Source organism: Pseudomonas sp. DWRC2-2 (assembly GCF_049897885.1).
Taxonomy (GTDB): domain Bacteria; phylum Pseudomonadota; class Gammaproteobacteria; order Pseudomonadales; family Pseudomonadaceae; genus Aquipseudomonas; species Aquipseudomonas azotoformans_A.
The window spans coordinates 409,893-433,714 of sequence record NZ_JAFCXD010000001.1; the positions used below are offsets into that span (position 1 = coordinate 409,893).

18 protein-coding genes, 4 tRNA genes and 1 pseudogene are annotated in these 23,822 nt (G+C 61.2%); 10 read left to right on the forward strand and 13 right to left on the reverse strand.

The window, feature by feature from the left end; all coding sequences use genetic code 11:
- Nucleotides 1-54: 54 nt before the first annotated feature.
- The 7 genes from clpX to ACP7EW_RS02150 form a co-directional block, all read right to left on the reverse strand.
- Nucleotides 55-1,338 carry an ATP-dependent Clp protease ATP-binding subunit ClpX gene (gene clpX, locus ACP7EW_RS02120; RefSeq protein WP_010209414.1) on the reverse strand — a complete coding sequence of 428 codons (1,284 nt, stop codon included), beginning with the start codon at nt 1,336-1,338 and terminating at the stop codon, nt 55-57.
- A 112-nt stretch (nt 1,339-1,450) separates the two neighbouring features.
- Nucleotides 1,451-2,086 (reverse strand): ATP-dependent Clp endopeptidase proteolytic subunit ClpP, encoded by a 636-nt coding sequence (gene clpP / locus ACP7EW_RS02125; protein WP_033903269.1) that lies wholly within the window; start codon nt 2,084-2,086, stop codon nt 1,451-1,453.
- Nucleotides 2,087-2,177: 91 nt separating this feature from the next.
- On the reverse strand, nt 2,178-3,488 hold the full coding sequence (gene tig, locus ACP7EW_RS02130; RefSeq protein ID WP_038848420.1) for a trigger factor: 1,311 nt from the start codon (nt 3,486-3,488) through the stop codon (nt 2,178-2,180).
- A gap of 401 nt (nt 3,489-3,889) precedes the next feature.
- A tRNA-His gene (locus ACP7EW_RS02135) sits at nt 3,890-3,965 on the reverse strand.
- A 77-nt stretch (nt 3,966-4,042) separates the two neighbouring features.
- A tRNA-Leu gene (locus tag ACP7EW_RS02140) sits at nt 4,043-4,127 on the reverse strand.
- A gap of 56 nt (nt 4,128-4,183) precedes the next feature.
- Nucleotides 4,184-4,259: transfer RNA gene (locus ACP7EW_RS02145), tRNA-His, on the reverse strand.
- 32 nt (nt 4,260-4,291) lie between these two features.
- A tRNA-Arg gene (locus ACP7EW_RS02150) sits at nt 4,292-4,368 on the reverse strand.
- Between the two features lie 279 nt (nt 4,369-4,647).
- On the opposite strand from ACP7EW_RS02150, the gene folD reads away from it, so the two are divergent.
- On the forward strand, nt 4,648-5,502 hold the full coding sequence (gene folD / locus ACP7EW_RS02155) for a bifunctional methylenetetrahydrofolate dehydrogenase/methenyltetrahydrofolate cyclohydrolase FolD (RefSeq protein WP_426214967.1): 855 nt from the start codon (nt 4,648-4,650) through the stop codon (nt 5,500-5,502).
- 208 nt (nt 5,503-5,710) lie between these two features.
- Nucleotides 5,711-6,634, forward strand: coding sequence for a D-alanyl-D-alanine endopeptidase (gene pbpG, locus ACP7EW_RS02160; RefSeq protein WP_033903272.1), 924 nt, complete (start codon nt 5,711-5,713; stop codon nt 6,632-6,634).
- A gap of 37 nt (nt 6,635-6,671) precedes the next feature.
- On the opposite strand, the gene ACP7EW_RS02165 is transcribed toward pbpG, so the two are convergent.
- Nucleotides 6,672-7,334 (reverse strand): C39 family peptidase, encoded by a 663-nt coding sequence (locus ACP7EW_RS02165; protein ID WP_426214969.1) that lies wholly within the window; start codon nt 7,332-7,334, stop codon nt 6,672-6,674.
- A 210-nt stretch (nt 7,335-7,544) separates the two neighbouring features.
- Here ACP7EW_RS02165 and ACP7EW_RS02170 point away from each other — a divergent pair, with 210 nt between their 5' ends.
- On the forward strand, nt 7,545-7,706 hold the full coding sequence (locus tag ACP7EW_RS02170; RefSeq protein WP_177075369.1) for a hypothetical protein: 162 nt from the start codon (nt 7,545-7,547) through the stop codon (nt 7,704-7,706).
- Here the strand turns inward: ACP7EW_RS02170 and ACP7EW_RS02175 are convergent.
- Nucleotides 7,703-8,113 (reverse strand): hypothetical protein, encoded by a 411-nt coding sequence (locus ACP7EW_RS02175; RefSeq protein ID WP_426214971.1) that lies wholly within the window; start codon nt 8,111-8,113, stop codon nt 7,703-7,705. The two genes, ACP7EW_RS02170 and ACP7EW_RS02175, sit on opposite strands and share 4 nt — an antisense overlap.
- A gap of 198 nt (nt 8,114-8,311) precedes the next feature.
- Between ACP7EW_RS02175 and ACP7EW_RS02180 the strand changes: the two genes are divergently transcribed.
- The 3 genes and pseudogenes from ACP7EW_RS02180 to ACP7EW_RS02190 form a co-directional block, all read left to right on the forward strand.
- Nucleotides 8,312-11,533: an efflux RND transporter permease subunit gene (locus ACP7EW_RS02180; RefSeq protein ID WP_426214973.1), complete on the forward strand. Its 3,222-nt coding sequence runs from the start codon at nt 8,312-8,314 to the stop codon at nt 11,531-11,533.
- Complete coding sequence (locus ACP7EW_RS02185; RefSeq protein WP_426214975.1) at nt 11,523-12,689, forward strand: efflux RND transporter periplasmic adaptor subunit; 1,167 nt, start codon at nt 11,523-11,525, stop codon at nt 12,687-12,689. The genes ACP7EW_RS02180 and ACP7EW_RS02185 overlap by 11 nt, the downstream gene beginning before the upstream one ends.
- Nucleotides 12,673-14,085 (forward strand): annotated as a pseudogene (locus ACP7EW_RS02190) (efflux transporter outer membrane subunit); the annotation flags it as partial. The gene ACP7EW_RS02185 and the pseudogene ACP7EW_RS02190, both read left to right, overlap by 17 nt.
- Here ACP7EW_RS02190 and ACP7EW_RS02195 read toward each other — a convergent pair.
- The 4 genes from ACP7EW_RS02195 to ACP7EW_RS02210 all read right to left on the reverse strand — a co-directional run bounded on the left by ACP7EW_RS02195 (nt 14,054) and on the right by ACP7EW_RS02210 (nt 18,116).
- Nucleotides 14,054-14,893, reverse strand: coding sequence for a TIGR03915 family putative DNA repair protein (locus tag ACP7EW_RS02195; protein ID WP_033903276.1), 840 nt, complete (start codon nt 14,891-14,893; stop codon nt 14,054-14,056). The pseudogene ACP7EW_RS02190 and the gene ACP7EW_RS02195 sit on opposite strands and share 32 nt — an antisense overlap.
- Nucleotides 14,890-16,110 carry a putative DNA modification/repair radical SAM protein gene (locus ACP7EW_RS02200; protein WP_426214977.1) on the reverse strand — a complete coding sequence of 407 codons (1,221 nt, stop codon included), beginning with the start codon at nt 16,108-16,110 and terminating at the stop codon, nt 14,890-14,892. Before ACP7EW_RS02200 ends, ACP7EW_RS02195 begins: the two co-directional genes overlap by 4 nt.
- 66 nt (nt 16,111-16,176) lie before the next feature.
- Nucleotides 16,177-17,514: a lysine N(6)-hydroxylase/L-ornithine N(5)-oxygenase family protein gene (locus ACP7EW_RS02205; protein WP_016974872.1), complete on the reverse strand. Its 1,338-nt coding sequence runs from the start codon at nt 17,512-17,514 to the stop codon at nt 16,177-16,179.
- A gap of 119 nt (nt 17,515-17,633) precedes the next feature.
- Nucleotides 17,634-18,116, reverse strand: a complete 483-nt coding sequence (locus ACP7EW_RS02210) for a sigma-70 family RNA polymerase sigma factor (protein WP_033903279.1) — start codon at nt 18,114-18,116, stop codon at nt 17,634-17,636.
- Nucleotides 18,117-18,371: 255 nt separating this feature from the next.
- Between ACP7EW_RS02210 and ACP7EW_RS02215 the strand changes: the two genes are divergently transcribed.
- From ACP7EW_RS02215 to ACP7EW_RS02230, 4 genes are all read left to right on the forward strand, one after another.
- Nucleotides 18,372-19,541 (forward strand): efflux RND transporter periplasmic adaptor subunit, encoded by a 1,170-nt coding sequence (locus ACP7EW_RS02215; RefSeq protein WP_426214980.1) that lies wholly within the window; start codon nt 18,372-18,374, stop codon nt 19,539-19,541.
- 1 nt (nt 19,542) lies between these two features.
- Nucleotides 19,543-21,513 (forward strand): MacB family efflux pump subunit, encoded by a 1,971-nt coding sequence (locus ACP7EW_RS02220; RefSeq protein WP_426214982.1) that lies wholly within the window; start codon nt 19,543-19,545, stop codon nt 21,511-21,513.
- Nucleotides 21,506-22,909: an efflux transporter outer membrane subunit gene (locus tag ACP7EW_RS02225; protein WP_033903282.1), complete on the forward strand. Its 1,404-nt coding sequence runs from the start codon at nt 21,506-21,508 to the stop codon at nt 22,907-22,909. The genes ACP7EW_RS02220 and ACP7EW_RS02225 overlap by 8 nt, the downstream gene beginning before the upstream one ends.
- 104 nt (nt 22,910-23,013) lie before the next feature.
- Entirely contained in the window at nt 23,014-23,757 is a 744-nt protein-coding gene (locus ACP7EW_RS02230; protein WP_426214984.1) for an alpha/beta fold hydrolase, read from the forward strand.
- The last annotated feature ends 65 nt before the right edge of the window (nt 23,758-23,822 follow it).

Consider the following 23,822-nt stretch of genomic DNA (forward strand, 5'->3'; position numbering starts at 1 on the left):
TAAAAACAAAGGGGCCCCTGGAGGCCCCTTGTTTATACCGAAACTGCGGAACGCTTACGCGTCAGGCGCAGCCTTGGCAGCCGGCTCACTGTTTTCGTAGATATACAGTGGCTTGGACTTACCTTCTATAACGCTTTCGTCGATCACCACTTTACTCACCTCGGACTGCGAGGGGATTTCGTACATGGTGTCGAGCAACACGCCTTCCAGAATCGAACGCAGGCCACGTGCACCGGTCTTGCGCTCCAGTGCCCGCTTGGCCACCGATTTGAGAGCGTCGGTACGGAACTCGAGGTCTACACCTTCCATCTCGAACAACTTGGCGTACTGCTTGGTCAGGGCGTTTTTCGGCTCGGTGAGGATCTGGATAAGAGCAGCCTCATCCAGCTCGTCCAACGTCGCCAGGACTGGCAGACGACCCACGAATTCCGGGATCAGACCGAACTTGACCAGATCGTCAGGCTCGACTTCACGCAGGGACTCGCCAACCTTCTTGCCTTCTTCCTTGCTGCGCACTTCGGCACTGAAGCCGATGCCGCCACGGGTCGAACGCTGCTGGATGACTTTTTCCAGGCCGGAGAACGCACCACCACAGATAAACAGGATGTTGCGCGTATCAACCTGAAGGAATTCCTGCTGCGGGTGCTTGCGACCGCCTTGTGGCGGTACGGAAGCGACCGTGCCTTCGATCAGTTTCAACAGGGCTTGCTGCACGCCTTCACCGGAAACGTCCCGGGTGATCGACGGGTTGTCCGACTTGCGCGAGATCTTGTCGATTTCGTCGATGTAGACAATACCCATCTGGGCTTTCTCTACGTCGTAGTCGCACTTCTGCAGCAGTTTCTGAATAATGTTCTCGACGTCTTCACCCACGTAGCCAGCCTCGGTGAGGGTGGTGGCGTCGGCGATGGTGAACGGAACGTTCAGCAGGCGAGCGAGGGTCTCTGCCAGCAGGGTTTTACCCGAGCCTGTAGGACCGATCAGCAAGATGTTGCTCTTGCCGAGTTCAACTTCGTCGCCTTTCTTGTCACGCTGGTTCAAGCGTTTGTAGTGGTTGTACACCGCTACGGCCAGAACCTTCTTTGCACGCTCTTGACCAATCACGTACTGGTCAAGGATGCCGCTGATTTCTTTAGGCGAAGGCAATTTATGCGCGCTGCTTTCGGCCTGGGCTTCCTGCACCTCCTCACGGATGATGTCATTGCACAGGTCGACGCACTCGTCGCAGATAAAGACCGAGGGGCCGGCAATCAATTTGCGCACTTCATGCTGGCTTTTGCCACAGAAGGAGCAATAGAGCAGCTTGCCGTTGTCCTCGCCGTTGCGGGTGTCAGTCATTCGTTCGATCCAAATCCGATAGGCTTGCAACACAAGATGAAGGCTTATGCGGGCTTTTTCAAGCCCGCCAGTGGTCGGACATGCCGACCAGCCCTATTTTGAGCAGCTTATATTAAGCGGGGCGCTGGCTGATCACGTCGTCGATCAACCCGTATGCTTTCGCAGCTTCGGCACTCATGAAGTTGTCGCGGTTGGTATCGCGCTCGATTTCTTCCAGGGTGTGCCCGCTGTGCTTGGCCATCAACGTATTGAGGCGCTCGCGAATAAACAGGATTTCCTTGGCGTGGATTTCGATGTCCGACGCCTGGCCCTGGAAACCGCCCAGTGGCTGGTGAATCATCACGCGCGAGTTCGGCAGGCAGAAACGCTTGCCTTCGGCACCGGCGGTCAGCAGGAATGCGCCCATGCTGCAGGCCTGGCCGATGCACGTGGTCGAGACGTTCGGCTTGATGAACTGCATGGTGTCGTAGATCGACATACCTGCTGTCACCGAACCGCCCGGCGAGTTGATATAGAGATGGATGTCCTTGTCCGGGTTTTCCGCTTCAAGGAACAGCAGCTGCGCACAGATCAGGTTGGCCATGTAGTCCTCTACGGGGCCCACCAGAAAGATCACTCGCTCCTTGAGCAGGCGCGAGTAGATGTCGTAGGCGCGTTCGCCACGAGCGGACTGCTCGACAACCATCGGGACCAGGCCGCCAGCGGCCTGGACATCAGAGTTCTGCTGAATATAGGAATTACGGAACATGCTCTGCAGTTACTCCCAAATAGTCATGTCTTGAAAACGCATAAGCCAGCGCGAGGCTGGCTTATGGTTGTATTTCCAACGAGTTGGACAATCAGTCGGCTTGTGCTGCTTCCGCCGGTTTGACTGCTTCTTCGTAAGAGACCGCTTTATCGGTCACCTTAGCCTTCTGCAGAACAGTATCCACAACTTGTTCTTCCAGCACAACCGAACGCACTTCGTTCAGTTGCTGATCGTTCTTGTAGTACCAAGCCACGACCTGCTCAGGCTCCTGGTAGGCCGAAGCCATTTCCTGGATCATTTCGCGAACGCGGTCTTCGTCAGGCTTGAGGTCGAACTGCTTGACCACTTCAGCCACGATCAGGCCCAGCACAACGCGGCGCTTGGCTTGCTCTTCGAACAGCTCGGCCGGCAGTTGGTCAGGCTTGATGTTGCCACCAAACTGCTGAACAGCTTGAACGCGCAGGCGATCCACTTCGTTGGACAGCAGGGCCTTAGGCACTTCGATCGGGTTGGCGGCCAGCAGACCGTCCATGACCTGGTTCTTGACCTTGGACTTGATGGCCTGACGCAGCTCGCGCTCCATGTTCTTGCGAACTTCGGTGCGGAAGCCTTCGATGCCGGTTTCCTTGATGCCGAATTGAGCGAAGAACTCTTCGTTCAGCTCTGGCAGCTTAGGCTCGGAAACGCTGTTGACGGTCACGGTGAACTCGGCGGCTTTGCCAGCCAGGTCCAGGTTCTGGTAGTCAGCAGGGAAGGTCAGGTTCAGAACGCGCTCTTCGCCGGCTTTGGCGCCAACCAGGCCGTCTTCGAAGCCCGGGATCATGCGGTTGGAACCCAGCACCAGCTGAGTACCCTTGGCGGAGCCGCCAGCGAAGACTTCGCCGTCAACCTTGCCAACGAAATCGATGTTCAGCTGGTCTTCGTTCTGGGCAGCGCGGTCGGCCACTTCGAAACGGGTGTTCTGCTTGCGCAGGATTTCCAGCATGTTGTCCAGGTCCGAATCAGCCACTTCGGCGCTCAGACGCTCGATTTCGATACCTTCGAAACCGGCCACTTCAAATTCAGGGAACACTTCGAATACAGCAACGTATTCCAGGTCCTTGCCAGCTTCCAGGGACTTAGGCTCGATCGACGGCGAACCCGCTGGGTTCAGCTTGTGCTCGACAACAGCTTCGTAGAACGAAGCCTGGATCACGTCACCGACAGCTTCCTGGCGCGCATCGGCACCAAAACGGCGCTTGATTTCGCTCATTGGCACTTTGCCTGGACGGAAACCAGCGATCTTGGCCTTCTGGGCAGTCTGCTGCAGACGCTTGTTGACCGCAGTTTCGATGCGCTCAGCCGGCACGGTGATGCTCAGGCGACGCTCGATAGCAGTAGTATTTTCAACAGAAACTTGCATGGATATTCCTCGTTGCACAGACGTTAGCCGGCCATTTCCGACCCCAATCAAGGGCATGCATTCTAGTGGGTCAAACTCAAGAAGTCACCCTACTGCAAATACGCCCGAAAACAGCCGGCAATTTATCGGTACGAAGGCACGGATGCACCTCGCCCCGGTGACAAATACAACCCATCACGCCAGGGCTCTGCGCCGCCCCTCCTATATATAGAAGAAGTCGTCATCCATCTCCCTGACGGCCACCCCCGCAAACAGGGCTGGCAGGCAGCGCAGCATCATCGAGATACATAAATACGACGAAACGCCCTGCCATCGCGCCCCAATACCTGCAGCCGCTGGATATTTCGAACCGCTGAAACCAAAAAAGGCGCCAGACTGTTAAATCTGGCGCCTTTCGAATATGGGGTGGACGAAGGGGATCGAACCCTCGACAACGGGAGTCACAATCCCGTGCTCTACCAACTGAGCTACGCCCACCATATTGCGTTAACAAAGAAACCAAACCACTTCTTTGTCGAGCCCTGCCCTGCCTTTCGACGGGACCAAGCTTTATTTGGTGCGGATGAAGAGACTCGAACTCTTACGCCTCGCGGCGCTGGAACCTAAATCCAGTGTGTCTACCAATTCCACCACATCCGCGCTTGAAGCTCTTAAAGCAAAGGCGCCAGACGATTAATCTGGCGCCTTTTAAAATATGGGGTGGACGAAGGGGATCGAACCCTCGACAACGGGAGTCACAATCCCGTGCTCTACCAACTGAGCTACGCCCACCATATAGCGCTACTTGTGCCAAAGCTGCCTAATGGCGCACCCGGCAGGACTCGAACCTGCGACCATCCGCTTAGAAGGCGGATGCTCTATCCAGCTGAGCTACGGGCGCCTGATTAATCTGTACTCTTGGAGGATTACAAACTAAGTGCTTCCAGCCTTACAGAACAACACGCTATTCTGCTCGACCTTCTTAACCAGTGCTAGGCTGTGCCCGACAAGTGCGACGAATAGTATAGACGCCCTCGAAACCCGTCAAATCTTTTTTGAAAAAAACTGATTTTATTTAAGGGGTTAGGGCAATTTGCAGACCAAGCGCCTTTGCCCTCACGTCCTGGCATGCGAGAATGCGCGCACTTTTCTTCCCCCTCTCGATGGTTAATCACGCGTAATGACTGCACAACTTATCGACGGCAAATCAATCGCCGCCAGCCTGCGCCAGCAGATCGCCAAACGAGTCACCGAGCGCAGCCAGCAAGGCCTGCGCACGCCTGGCCTCGCGGTGATCCTGGTCGGCAGCGATCCTGCCTCTCAGGTTTATGTCTCGCACAAGCGTAAAGACTGTGAAGAGGTCGGCTTTATTTCCAAGGCCTACGACTTGCCTTCCGAAACCACCCAGCAGGCCCTGACCGACCTGATCGACAGCCTCAACGAAGACCCGAAGATCGATGGCATCCTGCTGCAACTGCCATTGCCCGAGCATCTGGACGCCTCCAAATTGCTGGAGCGCATTCGCCCCGACAAAGACGTCGACGGTTTCCACCCTTATAACGTCGGCCGCCTGGCCCAGCGCATCCCACTGCTGCGTCCGTGCACGCCAAAAGGCATCATGACCCTGCTGGAAAGCACCGGTGTCGACCTGTACGGCCTCGATGCGGTCGTTGTCGGCGCCTCCAACATCGTCGGCCGTCCGATGGCCATGGAATTGTTGCTGGCCGGTTGCACTGTGACCGTCACCCACCGTTTCACCAAAGACCTCGCCGGCCACGTCGGCCGCGCCGACCTGGTTGTGGTTGCTGCCGGCAAGCCAGGACTGGTCAAAGGTGAATGGATCAAGGAAGGCGCCATCGTCATCGACGTGGGCATCAACCGCCAGGACGACGGCAAGCTGGTGGGCGATGTGGTGTACGAAACCGCCCTGCCCCGCGCCGGCTGGATCACGCCAGTGCCAGGCGGCGTCGGCCCGATGACTCGCGCTTGCCTGCTGGAAAATACCCTGTACGCCGCAGAGACCCTGCACGCGTAATAACCAGGCGTACTGAAAAAGCCCTGCCTTATCGCAGGGCTTTTTATTGCCCGCAATAAACCCTGTTTTTTCTTAGTTTTTAAGAACTTTCATCGGGTTCTAGAAGAACATTCGACAGTTTCTGATCCATACTCCTAAAATGTAACGGCATTTATCAAAAACCCGTTCCCGAACGGTATTTCCTTACTTTTTTAGCGAGTTCACCCGCGTGAAAATTCGTCTCTCTATTGTCAGCCTATTTTTTGCTTTCACAGGCACCTTCGCGCACGCCGCCGAAACCACCCAGGCCCCGCGTGACACGTCCAAACTGCAAATCGCTTCCGGCAGCGCCATGCTGGTGGACCTGCAGACCAATAAAGTCATTTATTCCAGCAACCCCGACGTGGTGGTGCCAATCGCCTCGGTGAGCAAGTTGATGACCGGCCTGATCGTGCTGGAAGCCAAGCAGAACATGGATGAGTACATCGATATCAACATCAAGGACACGCCGGAAATGAAAGGCGTGTTCTCCCGCGTGAAAATCGGCAGTGAAATGCCGCGCAAGGAGATGCTGCTGATCGCCCTGATGTCCTCGGAAAACCGTGCCGCCGCCAGCCTGGCGCACCACTACCCAGGCGGCTACCCGGCGTTTATCGCGGCGATGAACGCCAAGGCCAAGGCGCTGGGCATGACCAGCACTCATTATGTAGAACCCACGGGCCTGTCGATCCACAACGTGTCCACCGCCCGTGACCTGAGCAAGCTGCTGGCCGCCGCGCGTCACTACCCGTTGCTGAGCCAGTTGAGCACCACCAAGGAAAAGACCGTGTCGTTCCGCAAGCCCAACTACACCCTGGGGTTCTCCAACACCGACCACCTGATCAACCGCGCCAACTGGGATATCAAGCTGACCAAGACCGGTTTCACCAACCAGGCCGGCCACTGTCTGGTGCTGGTGACCAGCATGGGCAACCGTCCGGTGTCGTTGGTGATCCTGGATGCTTTCGGCAAATTCACCCACTTTGCCGATGCCAGCCGTATCCGCAATTGGGTCGAGACCGGCAAGAGCGGTTCGGTGCCGGATGTGGCGCTGCGCTACAAGGCCGACAAGAACCTGAAGAATCGCCCCAACGCTGCGGAAGCCCGTCGCTAAGCGATATAAAAAACGGCGCTTTGATAGCGCCGTTTGTTTATTTGCGTTCCGCCAACACCTTCAGCGCCTGCGCCGCCGCCCGCTCCTGCCCGGCCTGGGCCGTCGCATTCGCCGAGTCCCGCCACCGTTGTGTATCCACATTCGCCGGCAACTGGCTCGGGCGCTGGGTGAGGATCGCCCAACTGCCGGCGCTTTTCCATTTGGACTCAAAGTCGCTGAAGCTCATCAGCAAACGCCGATCCATCCCCGAGCGCAACAACACCGTGCTTTTCTGCTGGTTGAACCCCACCACGACCACGTAGTGCGCGTCCGACCATAGCCCGCCGCCAATCCGCGCCATCACCGGATAACCCGCCGCCACCTGGGCCAGCACTGCCGTCAGCTTGGCCTCCAGCGGATACACCATCAGCCCGTACTCGCGCGCCAGCACCTGCATGTTGCGCTCAAGGTCGGCTTCGCCGCCCGGCAGATGCAACGGTTTATCCAACAGCCCCGGTGTCATGACAATGCCTTGTTGCGACAGCATGCTGGCTAAAGACGTAGGACCGCTTTGGTAAGCCTCGCTGCGAAAAGTCGGCACGCCATTGAGTTCGACACGCTCCGGCAGGCCGGCCAGTCTCGACGGGGTGGAGGAACACGCCGCAAGGCCCAAGGCACACGCGAGGAACAAGGATGTTTTCAGGTTCGACCGTAACCGCAATTTTCTACTCTCTTGATCAACTGCCGGTAAGGGCCCTGATCATAGGACGCTCTGCCACGCGGGTATAGCCCGCAGGCTTAGTAAAGGACGCGGATAGAGCAAAGAAGTTGGACAGACACGACCATTGGTCAATAGCAGGCAACCGCCAGGTAGCTAGACTGTCCATTGAGAAGACTGTGTGTGCCCCCTGCGGGGCGAAAGGAGGCCCGAATGAGCCTTGCAACAACGATTATCCTGTTGATCTGCGGTTGGCTGGCGGTAGCCGGCGCCATGTTGTGGGGGGTGTTGCGCATCACCCGTCGGCACCATCACCCCCACGTCAAACCCGCTGCACCCGCCAAGCCCCATAAGGTGGCGGTACATCACGCCTAGCCCGGCATGCAATTGAAGTCCTGAGTCGCCGCGACTTCCTTGCCGTGACCATCCATCAAGGATGCGCGCACGGTGGTGCCCAGGCTCGACTCCACCAGGGTGTAGTGCTCACCTGCCTTGAAATCCTTGTACTCGACCCGACCCTGGCAGTCCTGCTGGTTGTCGTCGCCTGGCTCTTCTTCGAACAGCGTCACATCCAGGCGATGGTCTCCAGGCGTCACTTCAAAGAAACGTCCGTCATCCACGCGCTTGCCGTCCACGCGTTCGGCCATCAGGTCGTTGGGGGCCTCTTCTTTCAGACCGATCCACGCTTCGCTCGGGTCGGCCTTGGGGATCGGGCCGGCGCACGCCGACAACAACAGCACAGCACCGAGGGCGGGGATCAAAAACAGAGGTTTGAGTGACATGGCAGGGCTCCAAAGAAAGACGATGTGTCCGATGGGCTACAAGCTTGAGGAGCCACCCTTTGTAGAACAAATGAATACATATGAAACGATCTTCAGTCCCTTCCTAAATGTTCCTTCACCTGCCTGAAAGGTGCGTGTTAGGTGGGTCGGGCAAGACTGCCGGGGTTTGCAATCCTGCTCCCTCCGGAGGTTTCACGCATGCTCGGGCTGGTAAAGACCGCACTGCAAAAGCCGTACACGTTTATCGTGTTGGCCATATTCATCTGCATCATCGGGCCGATGGCGGCCCTGCGTACCCCCACTGACGTTTTCCCGGACATCGGCATCCCCGTGGTTGCCGTGGTCTGGCAGTACAACGGCCTCTCGCCGGACGCCATGGCCGGTCGGGTGATCTACACCTATGAACGCTCCCTGAGCACCACCGTCAACGACATCGAGCATATCGAATCGCAATTCCTGCCCGGCATGGGCATCGTCAAGATCTTTTTCCAGCCCGGCGTGGATATCCGCACCGCCAACGCCCAGGTGACAGCGGTGTCACAAACCGTGCTCAAGCAGATGCCGCCGGGCATCACGCCGCCGCTGATCCTCAACTACAGCGCCTCCACGGTGCCGATTTTGCAGATGGCGTTCTCCAGCCCCAGCCTCTCGGAAGCCAAGATCCGCGACTTGGTGCAGAACAACATCCGCCTGCCCCTGAGCGCCCTGCCCGGCCTGGCCATGCCGACGCCCATGGGCGGCAAGCAGCGCCAGATCACGCTGGACCTCGACCCACAGGCGCTGGCCGCCAAAGGCTTGTCGGCCCAGGACGTGGGGAACGCCTTGGCCCTGCAGAACCAGATCATCCCGGTGGGCACCGCCAAACTCGGCCCCAACGAATACACGATCCTGCTCAACAACAGCCCCAAGGCCATCGATGAGCTGAATGACCTGCCGATCAAGACCGTCGATGGAGCCTTGATCACCATCGGGCAAGTGGCCCACGTGCGCGACGGCTCGCCGCCGCAGACCAATATCGTGCGCGTCGACGGCCACCGTGCGGTCCTGATGCCAGCGCTGAAAAACGGCAGCATCTCCACCCTGTCGATCATCGACGGCATCCGCCAGATGCTGCCGCGCATCAACGAGACCTTGCCGCCGTCGCTGAAGACCTCGCTGCTGGGGGACGCCTCGGTGTTCGTCAAACAGTCGGTGGGCAGCGTGGCCCAGGAAGGCATCATTGCCGCACTGCTGACCAGTGCGATGATCCTGCTGTTCCTCGGCAGTTGGCGTTCCACGATCATTATTGCCGCCTCGATTCCCCTGGCCGTGCTGTCGGCGATTGCACTGCTGGCGGTCAGCGGGCAAACCCTCAACGTGATGACCCTCGGCGGGCTGGCGTTGGCGGTGGGGATCCTGGTGGACGACGCCACGGTGACCATCGAAAACATCAACTGGCACCTGGAACAAGGCAAGGCGGTGAAGACCGCGATCCTCGACGGCGCCGCACAGATCGTCGGCCCGGCGTTCGTCTCGCTGCTGTGTATCTGCATCGTGTTCGTGCCGATGTTTTTGCTGCAAGGCATCGCCGGTTACCTGTTCCGGCCGATGGCCCTGGCGGTGATCTTTGCCATGGCCAGTTCGTTCATTCTTTCGCGTACGCTGGTGCCGACCCTGGCGATGTTCCTGCTCAAGCCGCACACGCCGGAGCCAGGCGCCGGGCATCATCCGGAAGATGCATTCATCAACCACCACGAGGGCGAGCAGCACAAGAAACCGCGCAATCGCGTGCTGCAATCGGTGCTGAATTTCCAGCAGGGCTTTGAACGGCACTTCTCGAACATCCGCGACACCTACCATGGTCTGCTGACCTTGGCCTTGGGTAATCGCAAGGGCTTTATCGTCGGTTTCCTGGCTTGCGTGCTGGCGTCGTTCCTGTTGCTGCCGAGCCTCGGCCAGGACTTCTTCCCGGCCACCGACGCGGGTGCATTGGCCCTGCACGTGCGCTTGCCACTGGGCACGCGCATCGAAGAAAGCGCCGCCGCCTTCGACCGCATTGAAGCGCGGATTCGCGAGGTGATTCCCGCCGAAGAACTCGACACCATCGTCGACAACATCGGCATCCCGCTCAGCGGTATCGACATGGCCTACAGCAGCAGCGGCACCATCGGCCCGCAGGACGGCGACATCCAGGTCAGCCTGAAAAAAGACCACGCGCCCACCGCCGATTACGTGAAGAAACTGCGCGAAACCCTGCCGGAAAGCTTCCCCGGTAGCCACTTCGCATTCCTGCCAGCCGACATCAGCAGCCAGATCCTCAACTTCGGCGCCCCGGCCCCGCTGGACGTGAAAATCTCCGGGCGCAGCGATGAAGAAAACCGCGCCTATGCGGTGGAACTGGAGCGGCGCCTGCAGCACGTACCCGGCATCGCTGATCTGCGCATCCAGCAGTCCACCGGCTACCCGTCCTTGCAGGTCAACGTCGACCGCCTGCGCGCCAACGGCCTGGGCATTACCGAACGTGACGTGACCAACAGCATGGTCGCCTCCCTCGCCGGCAGTTCTCAAGTGGCACCAACCTTCTGGCTCAACCCCGCCAACGGCGTGTCCTACTCGATCGTCGCCGCCACCCCGCAATATCGCCTCGACAGCCTGCCTTCGCTGGAAGCGCTGCCGGTGACCGGCGCCGATGGCCAGTCGCAGATCCTTGGCGGCGTGGCCACCATCTCCCGGGTGCAAAGCCCGGCAGTGGTGACCCATTACAACATCGAACCGACCCTGGACCTGTACGCCAACGTGCAAGGTCGCGACCTCGGCGGCGTGGCCCGTGACGTGCAGAAAGTGCTGGATGACACCGCGTCCATGCGCCCCAAAGGCGCGGTGATCAGCCTGCACGGGCAGATCGATGCGCTGCACGAAGCCTTCAGCGGCTTGAGCTTTGGCTTGCTTGGCGCGGTGGTGCTGATCTACCTGCTGATCGTGGTCAACTTCCAGTCGTGGGTCGATCCGTTCGTGATCATCACCGCCTTGCCGGCCGCACTGGCGGGGATCGTGTGGATGCTGTTCCTCAGCGGCACCTCGTTGTCGGTGCCCGCCTTGACCGGCGCGATCCTGTGCATGGGCGTAGCCACCGCCAACTCGATCCTGGTGGTGAGCTTCTGCCGTGAACGCCTGGCCGAACATGGCGATGCGCTCAAGGCCGCGCTGGAAGCCGGTTACACGCGCTTTCGCCCGGTGTGCATGACCGCCCTGGCGATGATCATCGGCATGTTGCCCCTGGCGATTTCCGAGGAGCAAAACGCCCCGCTCGGCCGGGCGGTGATCGGTGGCCTGATCCTCGCCACCACCGCCACCCTGTTGTTTGTCCCCGTGGTCTTCAGCCTGGTCCACGGCCGTCACCCTACTCGCGCCACTGCTGGAGAAACGTCTCATGTCGCCTGATCACAAACCCTCGCGCAAGCGTCTGATGCTCATGGGTGTCGGCGGCCTGACCCTGGCCGCCCTGTTGGTCGCCAACGGCCTGCACGCCCGCACGCTGCACGAACAATCGGTCACCGCCTGGACCGAAACCGCCGCCGTCCCGCAGGTGATGGTGTTCCAACCGCAGCAGAATGCCGCCGGCGACACCCTGCGCTTGCCGGCGCACCTGGAAGCCTGGAGCAAGGCGCCGATTCACGCCCGCGTCAGCGGCTACTTGAAAGACTGGAAAGCCGACATCGGCACCCAGGTCAAAGCCGGGCAAATCCTTGCCGAGATCGACAGCCCCGACCTGGACCAGCAACTGGCGCAAACCCATGCACGGCTGATACAGGAACAGGCCAACGCACGCCTGGCCGAAACCACCGCGACGCGCTGGCAAAACCTGCTCGCCAGCCATTCGGTATCGCGTCAGGAGGCCGATGAAAAAACCTCCAACGCCGCCGCCGCAAAAGCCAACGCCGAAGCCGCCGCTGCCGACTATGCGCGGCTGTCCGCATTGGAAAGCTACAAGACGATCCGCGCGCCGTTCGCCGGCACCATCACCGCACGCAACACCGATATCGGCCAATTGATCAAGGCCGACACCGACAGCGATCCCGAGCTGTTCAACATCGCCGACACCCATCAATTGCGCCTGTATGTGCCCGTGCCGCAGAACTACGCGGCGGTCATCCACCCCGGCCTTGAAGCCGAGCTGACTGTGCCCGAGCACCCCGGTGAGCACTTCAAGGCGCGCCTGATCGGTGATTCCACCGCCATCGACCGCCGTTCCGGCACCTTGCTTGCGCAGTTCGTGGCCGATAACCCTAATGGCGAATTGCTCCCCGGTGACTACGCCGAAACCACCTTGCCGATTCCGGCGGATACCCACGGCGTGAGCATTCCGGCCAGCGCGTTGATCTTCCGTGCCCAAGGCACACAGGTGGCGGTGCTGGATGTGCAGAATCACGTGCACCTGCAGGACATTCACATCGGCCTGGACCTGGGCGAACGCCTGGTCATCGACCAAGGCCTGAAACCCGCCGACCGCGTGGTCGACAACCCGCCGGACGCCCTGCGTGAAGGCGACCCAGTGCAACTGGCCGCCGCCGGAGGTGCGCATGCGCCTAAGGCTTAAACCCCTGGCAGCGCTGACGCTGCTGGCGTTGCAGGGCTGCTCGATGGCGCCGACCTACAAGGTGCCTACTGTTGACCTGCCGGCCGGGTATCGCGAACAGACCAGCGACGGTCCCTGGCACAGCGCGCAACCGTCCGATCAATTGGCCCCCGAATGGTGGACGCTCTACCAGGATTCGCGCCTGAACGACCTGCAACAGCAACTGCTCAAGGCCAACCCCGACTTGGCGGCGGCACTCGCGCACTTCGATGCGTCCCAGGCCTATGCCAGCCAATTGCATGCGGGGTTGTTCCCGCAGATCACCGCCAGCGCGCAGCCATTGCGCCAGCGGCAATCGGACTCGCGGCCGCTGCGAGGGGATACGCAGCCATCGGTGTACAACAGCAACACCGCAGGGTTTTCACTGAGCTACGACCTGGACCTGTGGGGCAAAATCCGCAACCAGGTGGCGGCCGGAGATGCACAGGCACAGGCGTCCGGCGATGATTTGGCGGTGGCGCGCTTGAGCCTGCAACATCAGTTGGCGACCTTGTACGTGCAGCTCAACGGGCTGGATGCCCAGGCTCGGATTCTCAAGAGTTCGCTGGATGATTTCAGCCAGGCATTGCAACTGACTCGCAGCCGATATGAGGGCCAGATTGCGTCGGAGCTCGACCTGACGCGCGCGCAGAATCAGTTGGCCGAAGCCAAGGCGCAATGGGATGAAGTACAGGGCCAACGCAACCTCACCGAACATGCGATAGGCGAATTGGTGGGCGTGGCCGCCAGTAATTTCAGTTTGTCGCCAAGCGAGAGGTTGATTGCGCTGCCGGGGATTCCTTCGCAGCTACCGAGCCACCTGCTGCAACGTCGGCCAGATATCGCGGCGGCGGAACGCCGGGTGTTTGCAGCCAATGCCAATATCGGCGTAGCCAAGGCCGCGTGGTACCCGGACTTCAGCCTGACCGGGCTGATCGGTGGGCAGACGCAAGGCGTCGGTAACCTGCTGTCGGCGGGCAATCGCTATTGGGCGCTGGGCCCACTGGTGAACTTGCCGATCTTTGATGGCGGCCGCTTGAGCGCCAATGAACGCCAAGCCAAAGCCGAGTTTGAAGAAGCCTCGGCGCAATACCGCAGCCATGTCTTGAAAGCGGTGCGCGAAGTCGAGGACAACCTGGCGCAGCTACGAGACCTGCAACAGGAAGCCCAGGATGAGCAGGCGGCGGCGGATGCAGCGCAACACACACAAACGCTGGCGATGAACAGCTACGAGGCCGGCGCGGTTAGCTACCTGGACGTGGTCACCGCACAGACGGCAGCCTTGCAGGCACAACGCACGTTGCAGGCGGTACAGACCCGTCAGTTGCAGGCGAGCGTGGGGTTGGTCACCGCGCTCGGTGGGGGTTGGCAATCTGGCGACCCGGTTTTGCACCAATCAACTTTGCCTGCCCGTCCTTCTGCTTCCCCGTCCGCGCCTCGGTGATCAAACCCGGAATCAACTTGCCCTCGGGCAGGTTTTTCCAAAACCGGCTCGGCAGATGCCCCTCCATCACCTTGGGGTTCAAGCGTGCCGGGTTGAAGATGTGGCTGTAATAGGTCAGCCACATCGCACTGTGGGGGTCCTCGACATTCTGTGCCAGCTGGCGCCAAGCCTCGGGGCACTCGCGCTGATGAACAAGCTGCTCGCCGTCGTAATACACCCCATCCAACGGCGTGGCGATCATCCAGCGATGGCGCCCCATCCGTCCTACAAAATGCTGACTGGCGGACTTCAGGATGTCGTGGGCCGGCTCATGCCAGGCCACATATTCCGGCAACTCCAGCCCCGCCCCGGCCGGTAGCGCGACAAATCGCACAAACGCATGCAGATGGTGCGCCTCGCGACTGACTTGCTTGATCCGCCGCTGCAACTCACTGCCCAACTTGTCGCCCGCCAGCATCGCCGTGCGGTCACCATGACTGACGCGCCACAACACTTCATACAACAGGCTCCAGCGCTGGTCGCCGTGGTAACAGGCGGCCGACTCCAGCAATTCCAGCAGGGCCTTGGGCACCCGCGTCTGGTAAGGCCCCAAGCCTTCGGGAATCGGTTCGTCGGTGGCAAACAGGTCCGCCACCTCGGCCTCGCCCCAGCTCACCTGGCTGGGGTCGACTTGATGGCTCAGTAGCCAGCGCGCCTGCTCGCGCCAGGTGCTGAACAGGTTGTTGCACTCCAGGCTGATCATCCCCACAAGCCCATTTGCTGCGGCTGCGGACGGTCGCGCAATTGCTCGCGCAGCAACACGCTGGTGCTGTCGGCCTGTTGCGGGTGGTAGTCGCTGGTGATGAAAAACGGCTTGGCCTTGGCCAGCACACACCGCATGCGCGTCAGGTCTTCGAAGCGGATCTTGCGCTCACGGCGCAGGTCCACCAGGCGTTGGGTGGTGCGCAGGCCAATGCCTGGGATACGCGCGATCAAGGTCGGTTCGGCGCGGTTCAGGTCCAGGGGGAACACCTCACGGTTTTCCAGGGCCCAGGCCAGCTTGGGGTCGATATCCAGGGCCAGGTGGCCGGGGCCTTGGAAAAGCTCGTTGGCGCTGAAGCCATAACTGCGCAGCAAAAAGTCCGCCTGGTACAAGCGGTGCTCGCGCATCAAGGGCGGTGCTGCCAAAGGCACACTTTTCGGGCTGTTGGGGATGGGGCTGAACGCCGAGTAGTACACGCGGCGCAGCTTGAAGTTGCCGTACAACGCCTCGGCACCGTGGAGGATGGTGCTGTCATCGGTGTCGTCGGCGCCGACAATCAGTTGCGTGCTCTGCCCGGCCGGGGCAAAACGCGGCGCGCGCGGTTCGTTGCGGACCGTCTGCTCGCCGGTGTAGATGGTCTGCATGGCCTGCTTGATTGACACGATCTTTTTTTCCGGCGCCAGGGTCTGCAGGCTGGCCTCGGTGGGCAGTTCGATGTTCACGCTCAGGCGATCGGCATACTTTCCGGCTTCGGCGATCAGTGCCGGATCGGCGTCGGGAATGGTCTTGAGATGGATATAGCCGCGAAAGTCATGCTCTTCGCGCAGCAATTTGGCGACCCGCACCAACTGCTCCATGGTGTAGTCGGACGAACGGATGATGCCGGAACTGAGAAACAGCCCGCTGACGCAATTGCGCCGGTAGAAATCCAGGGTCAGGGTAACCACCTCCTCCGGGCTGAAACGCGCGCGGGGCACGTCGCTGGAGCGGCGGTTGACGCAGTACTGGCAGTCGTAAAGACAGAAGTTGGTGAGCAACACCTTGAGCAGCGACACACATCGCCCGTCCGGCGTGTAGCTGTGGCAAATGCCCATGCCATCGGTGGAACCCAGCCCCGCCTTGCCCTCGGAGCTACGCTTGGGCGCGCCACTGCTGGCGCACGAAGCATCGTACTTGGCGGCGTCGGCGAGGATGCTGAGTTTTTCGATCAACTGCATGGAGGGTTACCGATACTGGTTTTTTGTACAGTATCAGCCAACCCTCCGGGTCACAAGTGCAGCCTGTCAGCTTGCCGTGGCGAGCAACAGGTCCTGCACCGAGCGCCCCTTGCCGCGCCCACGGTCCAGCGCATACAACGACGCGGCAATTTCATCCGCGCGAATCGGCAACACCGACAGCAAAGTATCGCTCAAGCCGTGGCTGGCCTGGCTGAAGCCCTGGATGTAGATACCGGCGTTGCAACGCTCGTCAGTGACGATGCGGTAGTCACGCGCCACCTCGAAGTCACCCAGGTAGTCTTCCAGCGGCGCGAGCAAGGCGCGGTGCGTCTGGCGCTCGTAGCCAGTGGCCAGGATCACCGCGTCGTAGTGATTGATGCTGGTGTCGCCGTTGGCGTTGTTGCGCAGCACCAGTTCGATGCCCAGCGGGCCAGGGGTGGCCTTCTCGACCACGGTCATGGTGCGGAACGCCTGGCGCGCGATGCCGGAGACTTTCTGGCGGTAGAAGATGCCGTAGATACGCTCGATCAGGTCCAAGTCCACCACCGAATAGTTGGTGTTCTGGTATTCGGCGACCAAACGCTCACGCTCGGCACCCTCTTGCTGGAACACCAGGTCGGTGAAGGCCGGCGAGAACACTTCGTTGACGAACGGGCTGTCGTCGGCGGGCTTGAGCGCCGAACCGCGCAGGATCATGTCGACCTGCACCGACGGGAAACTGTCATTCAAGTCGATGAAGGCTTCTGCCGCGCTCTGGCCACCGCCGATGATGGCGATGCGCATGGCCTTGCCCTCGACACACGGCTGACTGGCCATGCGCTCCAGGTATTGGGAATGGTGGAACACCCGACTGTCGCCCTTCAGCGCCTTGAACGCTTCAGGAATACGCGGCGTGCCGCCGGCGCTGACCACCACCGAACGGGTGGTGCGCACATGTTGCTCACCCAGCGCATCGCGGGAAATCACGCGCAGCGCTTCAACCTGCTGCTGGTGCAGGATCGGCTCGATGGCCAGCACTTCCTCGCCATAGCGCGCCTGGGCCTGGAACTGCCCGGCGACCCAGCGTAGGTAGTCGTTGTACTCCATGCGGCACGGGTAGAAGGTGCCCAGGTTGATGAAGTCCACCAGGCGGTCGTGGGCTTTGAGGTAGTTGACGAAGGAATACGGGCTGGTGGGGTTGCGCAGGGTCACCAGGTCCTTGAGGAACGAGATCTGCAGTTCGCTCTGGGTCACCAGGGTATTGCCGTGCCAGCGGTAGTCAGCCTGTTTGTCGAGAAACAGCACGTCCAGTTTGCCCTGGGCCTTTTCGCGCTCCTGCAGGGCGATGGCCAGCGCCAGGTTCGAAGGGCCGAAACCGATACCGATCAGGTCGTGAACCGCGGGCGAAGCAATTGCCTGTGTCATTCCAGTGTCCTCTGGATAAGCCCCTTGGCGGTGGGGCGGGAATACCTTCAAGACCTGAACAACAGGCCGTGTGTTGATAGGAAACGAGGACAGTGAAATAAAATTTAACTGATCATTGATCAGTGCGCTTCCCACTCGCGCATCCGCACCCGGCAGTGCTTCATGGCGTTGACGATGTGTTTTTCCACCAGGGCGCGGGAAATGCACAGGCGTTCGGCGATCTGCAGGTGGGTCAGACCTTCGAGCTTGCGCAGCAGGAAGCTGTCGCGACAGGCCGCCGGTAGCTCCGCCAGAGCGCGTTCGAGCAGCTCCAGGCGCTGGCCGTGGTCGTGACTGGTATGGGGCGAACTGCTGGCGAAGCACTCTTGCGCATCCAGCACGTCCAGGGGTTCGACCTGGCGCAAGGCGTTGCGCCGATGGCCGTCGATCACCAGGTTGAGCGCGGTGCGGTACAAAAAGGCACGGGGTTGTTCGATGGGCGTGTCGCTGGAACGTTCCAGCACCCGAACATAAGCGTCATGCACCACATCCTCGGCCACCTGACGGTTGCCCAGCTTGGCGTTGAGGAAACACACCAGCTCGCGATAGTAGTTTTCCAACATGACTCCCGACCGCCGGGTGGCGGCATTAGGTCCTTGGGTGCAAATAAAGACAGCCTTCAGGTGATGGCAGTTTGAGTGCGTGCAATTTATAGTAATTCTCATCTACTTTTAAAGCAGACTTGCATCAACGGACGATTTTTTTCTTCAAAGGAGCTGTAACTGCTTATGTAACTGCCTAAATCCCCGCGTAATTCCCTCGTTTACTTGTCAGCTCCCCGCAACTGCGGTCCGAACTTTCCTGGCTGGAACCAAAGCATGAAACGCCCTCGACCTGCCCGACGCGCCTTGCTTGTTATCGCGTGCCTGATCCCCATTATCGCTGTCGCGGCCTGGCAAGTGCTGCCGCCGGGGCGTGACACCCTCACCACCGTCACTGTCACCCGCGGCAGTATCGAAAACAGTGTGACCGCCCTGGGCACCCTGCAGCCGCGCCGTTACGTGGACGTGGGCGCCCAGGCCTCCGGACAGATCCGCAAGATCCACGTCGAGGCCGGCGACCAGGTCGAGGAAGGCCAGTTGCTGGTGGAGATCGACCCTTCCACGCAAAAAGCCAAGCTGGATGCCAGCCGCTACGCCATCGAAAACCTCAAGGCCCAGTTGCAGGAGCAAAAGGCCCAGCACGAACTGGCGCGCCAGAAGTACCAGCGCCAGCAACGCCTGGCCGCCGGCAACGCCACCCGTGAAGAAGACGTGCAAACCGCCAAGGCCGAACTGAGCGCCACCCAGGCGCGGGTCGACATGTTCCAGGCGCAGATCCAGCAAGCCCAGGCCAGCCTGCGCAGTGACGAAGCGGAATTGGGCTACACGCGCATCTACGCGCCCATGGCCGGCACCGTGGTCGCGGTGGACGCGCGGGTCGGCCAGACCCTCAACGCCCAGCAGCAGACGCCGTTGATCCTGCGCATCGCCAAATTGTCGCCGATGACCGTGTGGGCTGAAGTCTCGGAAGCCGACATCGGCCACGTCAAACCGGGGATGACCGCCTATTTCACCACACTGAGCGGCGGCAACCGACGCTGGACCAGCACGGTGCGCCAGATCCTGCCGATCCCGCCCAAGCCGTTGAATGAAACCCAGGGCAGCGGCAGCCCCAACAGCACCAGCAAAAGTGGCAGCGGCCGCGTGGTGCTGTACACCGTGCTGCTGGACGTGGACAACAGCGACAACGCCTTGATGGCCGAAATGACCACCCAGGTATTTTTCGTCGCCAGCCAGGTCAAGGACGCCCTCACCGCGCCGGTCGCCGCGTTATCGGGCACGGCCAATGCCAACCAGCAGATCGCCCAGGTCGTGGGCAAGAATGGCCGCATCGAACAACGCCAGGTGCAGGTGGGCATCAGCGACCGCCTGCGCGTCCAGGTGCTCGACGGCCTGAACGAAGGTGATCAACTGCTGATCGGCCCGGCCAACGGCAACGGGGGTTGAGTTGACCACGCCCCTGATCGAACTCAAGCATATCCGCAAGTCCTACGGCGGAGGCGACAGCCCGCAGGTCGACGTGTTGCGCGGCATCGACCTGTCGATCCATGCCGGGGAATTCGTCGCCATCGTTGGCGCCTCGGGCTCCGGCAAGTCCACGTTGATGAACATCCTTGGCTGCCTCGACCGTCCAAGCACAGGCGACTACCTGTTCGCCGGGGAGAACGTCGCCCACCTGGACAGCGACGAACTCGCCTGGCTGCGCCGCGAAGCCTTCGGCTTCGTGTTCCAGGGCTACCACCTGATCCCGTCGGGCTCGGCCCAGGAAAACGTCGAGATGCCGGCGATCTATGCCGGTATCAGCGCCGCCGAGCGCCATGCCCGCGCCCATGCCCTGCTCACCCGCCTAGGCCTGGCGGAGCGCACTGGCAACCGTCCGCACCAGCTTTCCGGCGGTCAGCAACAGCGGGTGTCCATTGCCCGCGCGTTGATGAACGGCGGCCATATCATCCTTGCCGACGAACCCACCGGCGCCCTCGACAGCCACAGCGGCGCCGAGGTCATGACCCTGCTCGACGAACTCGCCAGCCAGGGCCACGTGGTGATCCTGATTACCCACGACCGCGAAGTGGCGGCGCGGGCCAACCGCATCATCGAGATTCGCGATGGCCTGATCATCAGCGATTCAGCCGACGGCAACGTCGTTGCACCGGCATTGGCGAACGGCGCCCTGCAAGCCGTGGACCTGCGCCAGCGCCTGGCCGACGGCGCCGAGCACAATGGCGCGTGGAAAGCCGAGCTGGTAGACGCGGTGCAAGCCGCCTGGCGGGTGATGTGGATCAACCGCTTCCGCACCGCGCTGACCCTGCTGGGGATCATCATCGGCGTAGCCTCGGTGGTGGTGATGCTGGCGGTGGGCGAAGGCAGCAAGCGCCAGGTCATGGCGCAAATGGGCGCGTTCGGCTCCAACATCATTTACCTCAGTGGCTCGTCGCCGAACCCGCGTACGCCGCTGGGCATTGTCACCCTCGATGACGTCCACGCGCTGGCGGCCCTGCCCCAGGTCCAGCGCATCATGCCGGTCAACGGCAGCGAAGCCGGGGTGCGTTACGGCAACGTGGACTACATGGCCTACGTGGGCGGCAATGACACCAATTTCCCGGAGATTTTCAATTGGCCGGTGGTCGAGGGCAGTTACTTCACGGCCGCCGACGAGCGCGCCGCCGCCACCGTGGCGGTGATCGGCCATCGCGTGCGCGAGAAGCTGTTCAAAGGCGAGGTCAACCCGATCGGCCAGTACATCCTGATTGAAAACGTGCCGTTCCAGGTGATCGGTGTGCTGGCGGAAAAAGGCGCCGCCTCTGGCAACAAGGACAGTGACGACCGCGTCGCCATCCCTTACACCGCCGCCAGCGTGCGCCTGTTCGGCAGCTACAACCCCGAGTATGTGGTGATCGCGGCGGCGGATGCGCGCAAGGTCCACGAAGCCGAGGTCGCCATTGATCAATTGATGCAAAAGTTGCACAACGGCAAGCGCGACTACGAGCTGACCAACAACGCCGCGATGATCCAGGCCGAGGCCCGCACGCAGAACACGCTGTCATTGATGCTCGGTTCGATTGCGGCGATTTCCCTGTTGGTGGGCGGCATCGGCGTGATGAACATCATGTTGATGACCGTGCGCGAACGCACCCGTGAAATCGGCATCCGCATGGCCACCGGCGCACGCCAGCGCGACATCCTGCGCCAGTTCCTCACGGAAGCGGTGATGCTTTCAGTGGTCGGCGGTTTGTGTGGCATCGCCCTCGCCTTGTTGGTCGGCGGCGTGTTGGTACTGGCCAAGGTGGCGGTGCAGTTCTCCCTCTTGGCGGTGTTTGGCGCATTTGGTTGCGCACTCGTCACCGGCGTCGTATTCGGCTTCATGCCGGCCCGTAAAGCTGCCCGGCTCGATCCGGTTAAGGCGTTGACCAGTGAATAAACAGTCCTTCTACCTGCCTGCCTTGTGCGTGTTACTCAGCGCCTGCACCGGCAACCCGCCCGCGCTCGACAGCGGGATTGCAGCGCCTGCCGCCTGGCAATTTGCCGAACGCGACGCTGCCCAAGCCACCAACCAGCAATGGTGGACGCAGTTTGGCAGCCCGCAGCTCAACCGTCTGGTCGAACAGGCCCGGCGTGACAGTTTCGACGTCGCCGCCGCCACCGCACGCGTGCGCCAGGCCCAAGCCAGTGCAGTGATTGCCGGCGCGCCGTTGTTGCCGGAAGTGAAGCTCAACCTCACCACCAGCCGCCAGAAGCTGTTGCGCGGCCCGGGTGGACCGGACCTTGACGCAACGCAAAGCGATGACGCCGTCGACAACTTTGGCGCCAACCTCAGCGCCAGCTACGAAGTGGACTTCTGGGGTGGCCGCGCCGCTGCCCGCGACAGCGCCCTGCATAGCCTGCGCGCCAGCGAATTTGACCAGGCCACCGTGGAGCTGACCTTGCTCAGCAGCGTGGCCGACCGCTACGCGCAAACCCTGGCCGCGCAGCAGCGCCAGCAAATCGCCGAGCTGAACCTGGCCAATGCGCGCAACGTGCTCGACCTGGTGCAAACCCGCTATGACGCCGGCTCCGCCACCGCCCTGGAATTGGCCCAGCAAAAAAGCCTGGTGGCCAGCCAGCAACGCCAACTGCCGCTGATCCAGCAACTGGCCGAAGAGTCGCGGATCACGCTGGCCGCCCTCCTCGGCCAACCGGTCCAGACGTTGGATCTGGGCGCAGAGCCGTTCCAGGCACTCACTTGGCCAACGATCGGTGCCGGTATGCCGAGCCAATTGCTCAGCCGCCGTCCTGATATCGCCAAGGCCGAGGCGCAATTGGCGGCAGCACAGGCCGACGTCACCGTGGCCCGCGCGGCCATGCTGCCCGCCATCACCCTCGGCGCAACCCTGGGCTCCGACGCCTACAAGGCCGTGGATGTCCTGCGCAGCCCCTACTACACGCTGACCGCCGGGCTGGTGGCGCCGATCTTCAACAACGGCCGTTTAAGTGCTGAACGCGACAAGGCCCGCGCGCGCCAGGATGAACTGCTGCAAACCTATCGCGGTGCGATCATCAACGGCTTTGCCGACGTAGAAAAAGCCCTCAGCAGCATCACGCGTCTCGACCAGCAGCGCGAATGGCAAAGCGAAGAACTGCAACAGGCCCAGACCGCCTTCCAGATCGCTGAAAGCCGCTACCAGGCCGGTGCCGAAGACCTGCTCACAGTACTGGAAACCCAACGCACCCTGTACGCGGCCCAGGACCAGAATGTGCAACTGCGGCTGTCGCGCCTGCAGGCCAGCATCGCGTTGTACAAGGCATTGGGCGGCGGCTGGCAGACACAGATCCGATAAACAAAACTCCGCTTTCGTACATCAGCTGTCTTCTCGCCCTACATTCTTCGACCAAAGGTCCTTGGTAAAAAAACCGCTCTCACACGGTTGCCCAGGACCTCTTGATGACTGTCGCAAAATACCTGACGTGCGCCTGTCTCTGGGTAACAGCCAGTGCTGCCCAAGAACTGATTCCCCCCACCGCCATTGATTGGCTGCTGGATTGCCCACTGCCCACCGTTGAACGCCTGGACCCCGAAGTGCTGCAACGCACCCAATGCGGGGTCGTGAGCGTGCCGCGCAATTACGCCGCGCCTCGGCAAGGCAATCTGCGTCTCTACCTGACCCGCGTCGGCGCCCGTGACCCGTTGAACCGCGAAGGCGTGGTGTTCGCCCAAGCTGGCGATGCCCCCAAAAGGAACCAGGGCGGCACCTTTGTCATTCACCTGACCAGCCTCTGGGGCTCCTACTCCAACCCGGCGTATCGCACGCTGGTCAACCGCTACGACCTCATCGAACTCAGCCCCCGCGACCTCGGCAACGACAATGGCGTCGAACAGGCCGCCCAGGACCTGGAGTTTGTCCGCACCCAACTGGGCGACGCCCAACTGCTCTACCTAGGCAATGCCGATGCGGCCCGCCTGGGCAACCGGTACGCGGCGCTGTTTCCCGAACGGGTGGCGCGCATGGTGCTGGTCAATGCGCAGCCGTCTGAATCGGCAGCGCCCCAGGTCGAACAATTACGCTTGAAAGAAACGGCCAAACAGGATGCCAGCAGCTGCATCAACCGCTGGGTGGGCGACTTCCTGGTCTTCGGCAAGCAGCCTCCGCCATCCACACGTTGCCTGGATTCGGGCAACGGTGAGTAACCATCCGATTGCGACCTGTTGCCATCGAAAACGACACCCGCCGTTGACGCTGCATCCCGATCGTT

Bases quoted from the DNA above. Each gene is read 5' to 3' on its own strand.
- ACP7EW_RS02230 (WP_426214984.1), top strand. From the start codon at position 23,014: ATGACTGTCGCAAAATACCTGACGTGCGCCTGTCTCTGGGTAACAGCC.
- folD (WP_426214967.1), top strand. From the start codon at position 4,648: ATGACTGCACAACTTATCGACGGCAAATCAATCGCCGCCAGCCTGCGC.
- ACP7EW_RS02175 (WP_426214971.1), bottom strand. From the start codon at position 8,113: ATGTCACTCAAACCTCTGTTTTTGATCCCCGCCCTCGGTGCTGTGCTG.
- ACP7EW_RS02205 (WP_016974872.1), bottom strand. From the start codon at position 17,514: ATGACACAGGCAATTGCTTCGCCCGCGGTTCACGACCTGATCGGTATC.
- clpX (WP_010209414.1), bottom strand. From the start codon at position 1,338: ATGACTGACACCCGCAACGGCGAGGACAACGGCAAGCTGCTCTATTGC.
- clpP (WP_033903269.1), bottom strand. From the start codon at position 2,086: ATGTTCCGTAATTCCTATATTCAGCAGAACTCTGATGTCCAGGCCGCT.
- ACP7EW_RS02180 (WP_426214973.1), top strand. From the start codon at position 8,312: ATGCTCGGGCTGGTAAAGACCGCACTGCAAAAGCCGTACACGTTTATC.
- ACP7EW_RS02195 (WP_033903276.1), bottom strand. From the start codon at position 14,893: ATGATCAGCCTGGAGTGCAACAACCTGTTCAGCACCTGGCGCGAGCAG.
- ACP7EW_RS02215 (WP_426214980.1), top strand. From the start codon at position 18,372: ATGAAACGCCCTCGACCTGCCCGACGCGCCTTGCTTGTTATCGCGTGC.
- ACP7EW_RS02210 (WP_033903279.1), bottom strand. From the start codon at position 18,116: ATGTTGGAAAACTACTATCGCGAGCTGGTGTGTTTCCTCAACGCCAAG.
- ACP7EW_RS02185 (WP_426214975.1), top strand. From the start codon at position 11,523: ATGTCGCCTGATCACAAACCCTCGCGCAAGCGTCTGATGCTCATGGGT.
- ACP7EW_RS02170 (WP_177075369.1), top strand. From the start codon at position 7,545: ATGAGCCTTGCAACAACGATTATCCTGTTGATCTGCGGTTGGCTGGCG.
- tig (WP_038848420.1), bottom strand. From the start codon at position 3,488: ATGCAAGTTTCTGTTGAAAATACTACTGCTATCGAGCGTCGCCTGAGC.
- ACP7EW_RS02200 (WP_426214977.1), bottom strand. From the start codon at position 16,110: ATGCAGTTGATCGAAAAACTCAGCATCCTCGCCGACGCCGCCAAGTAC.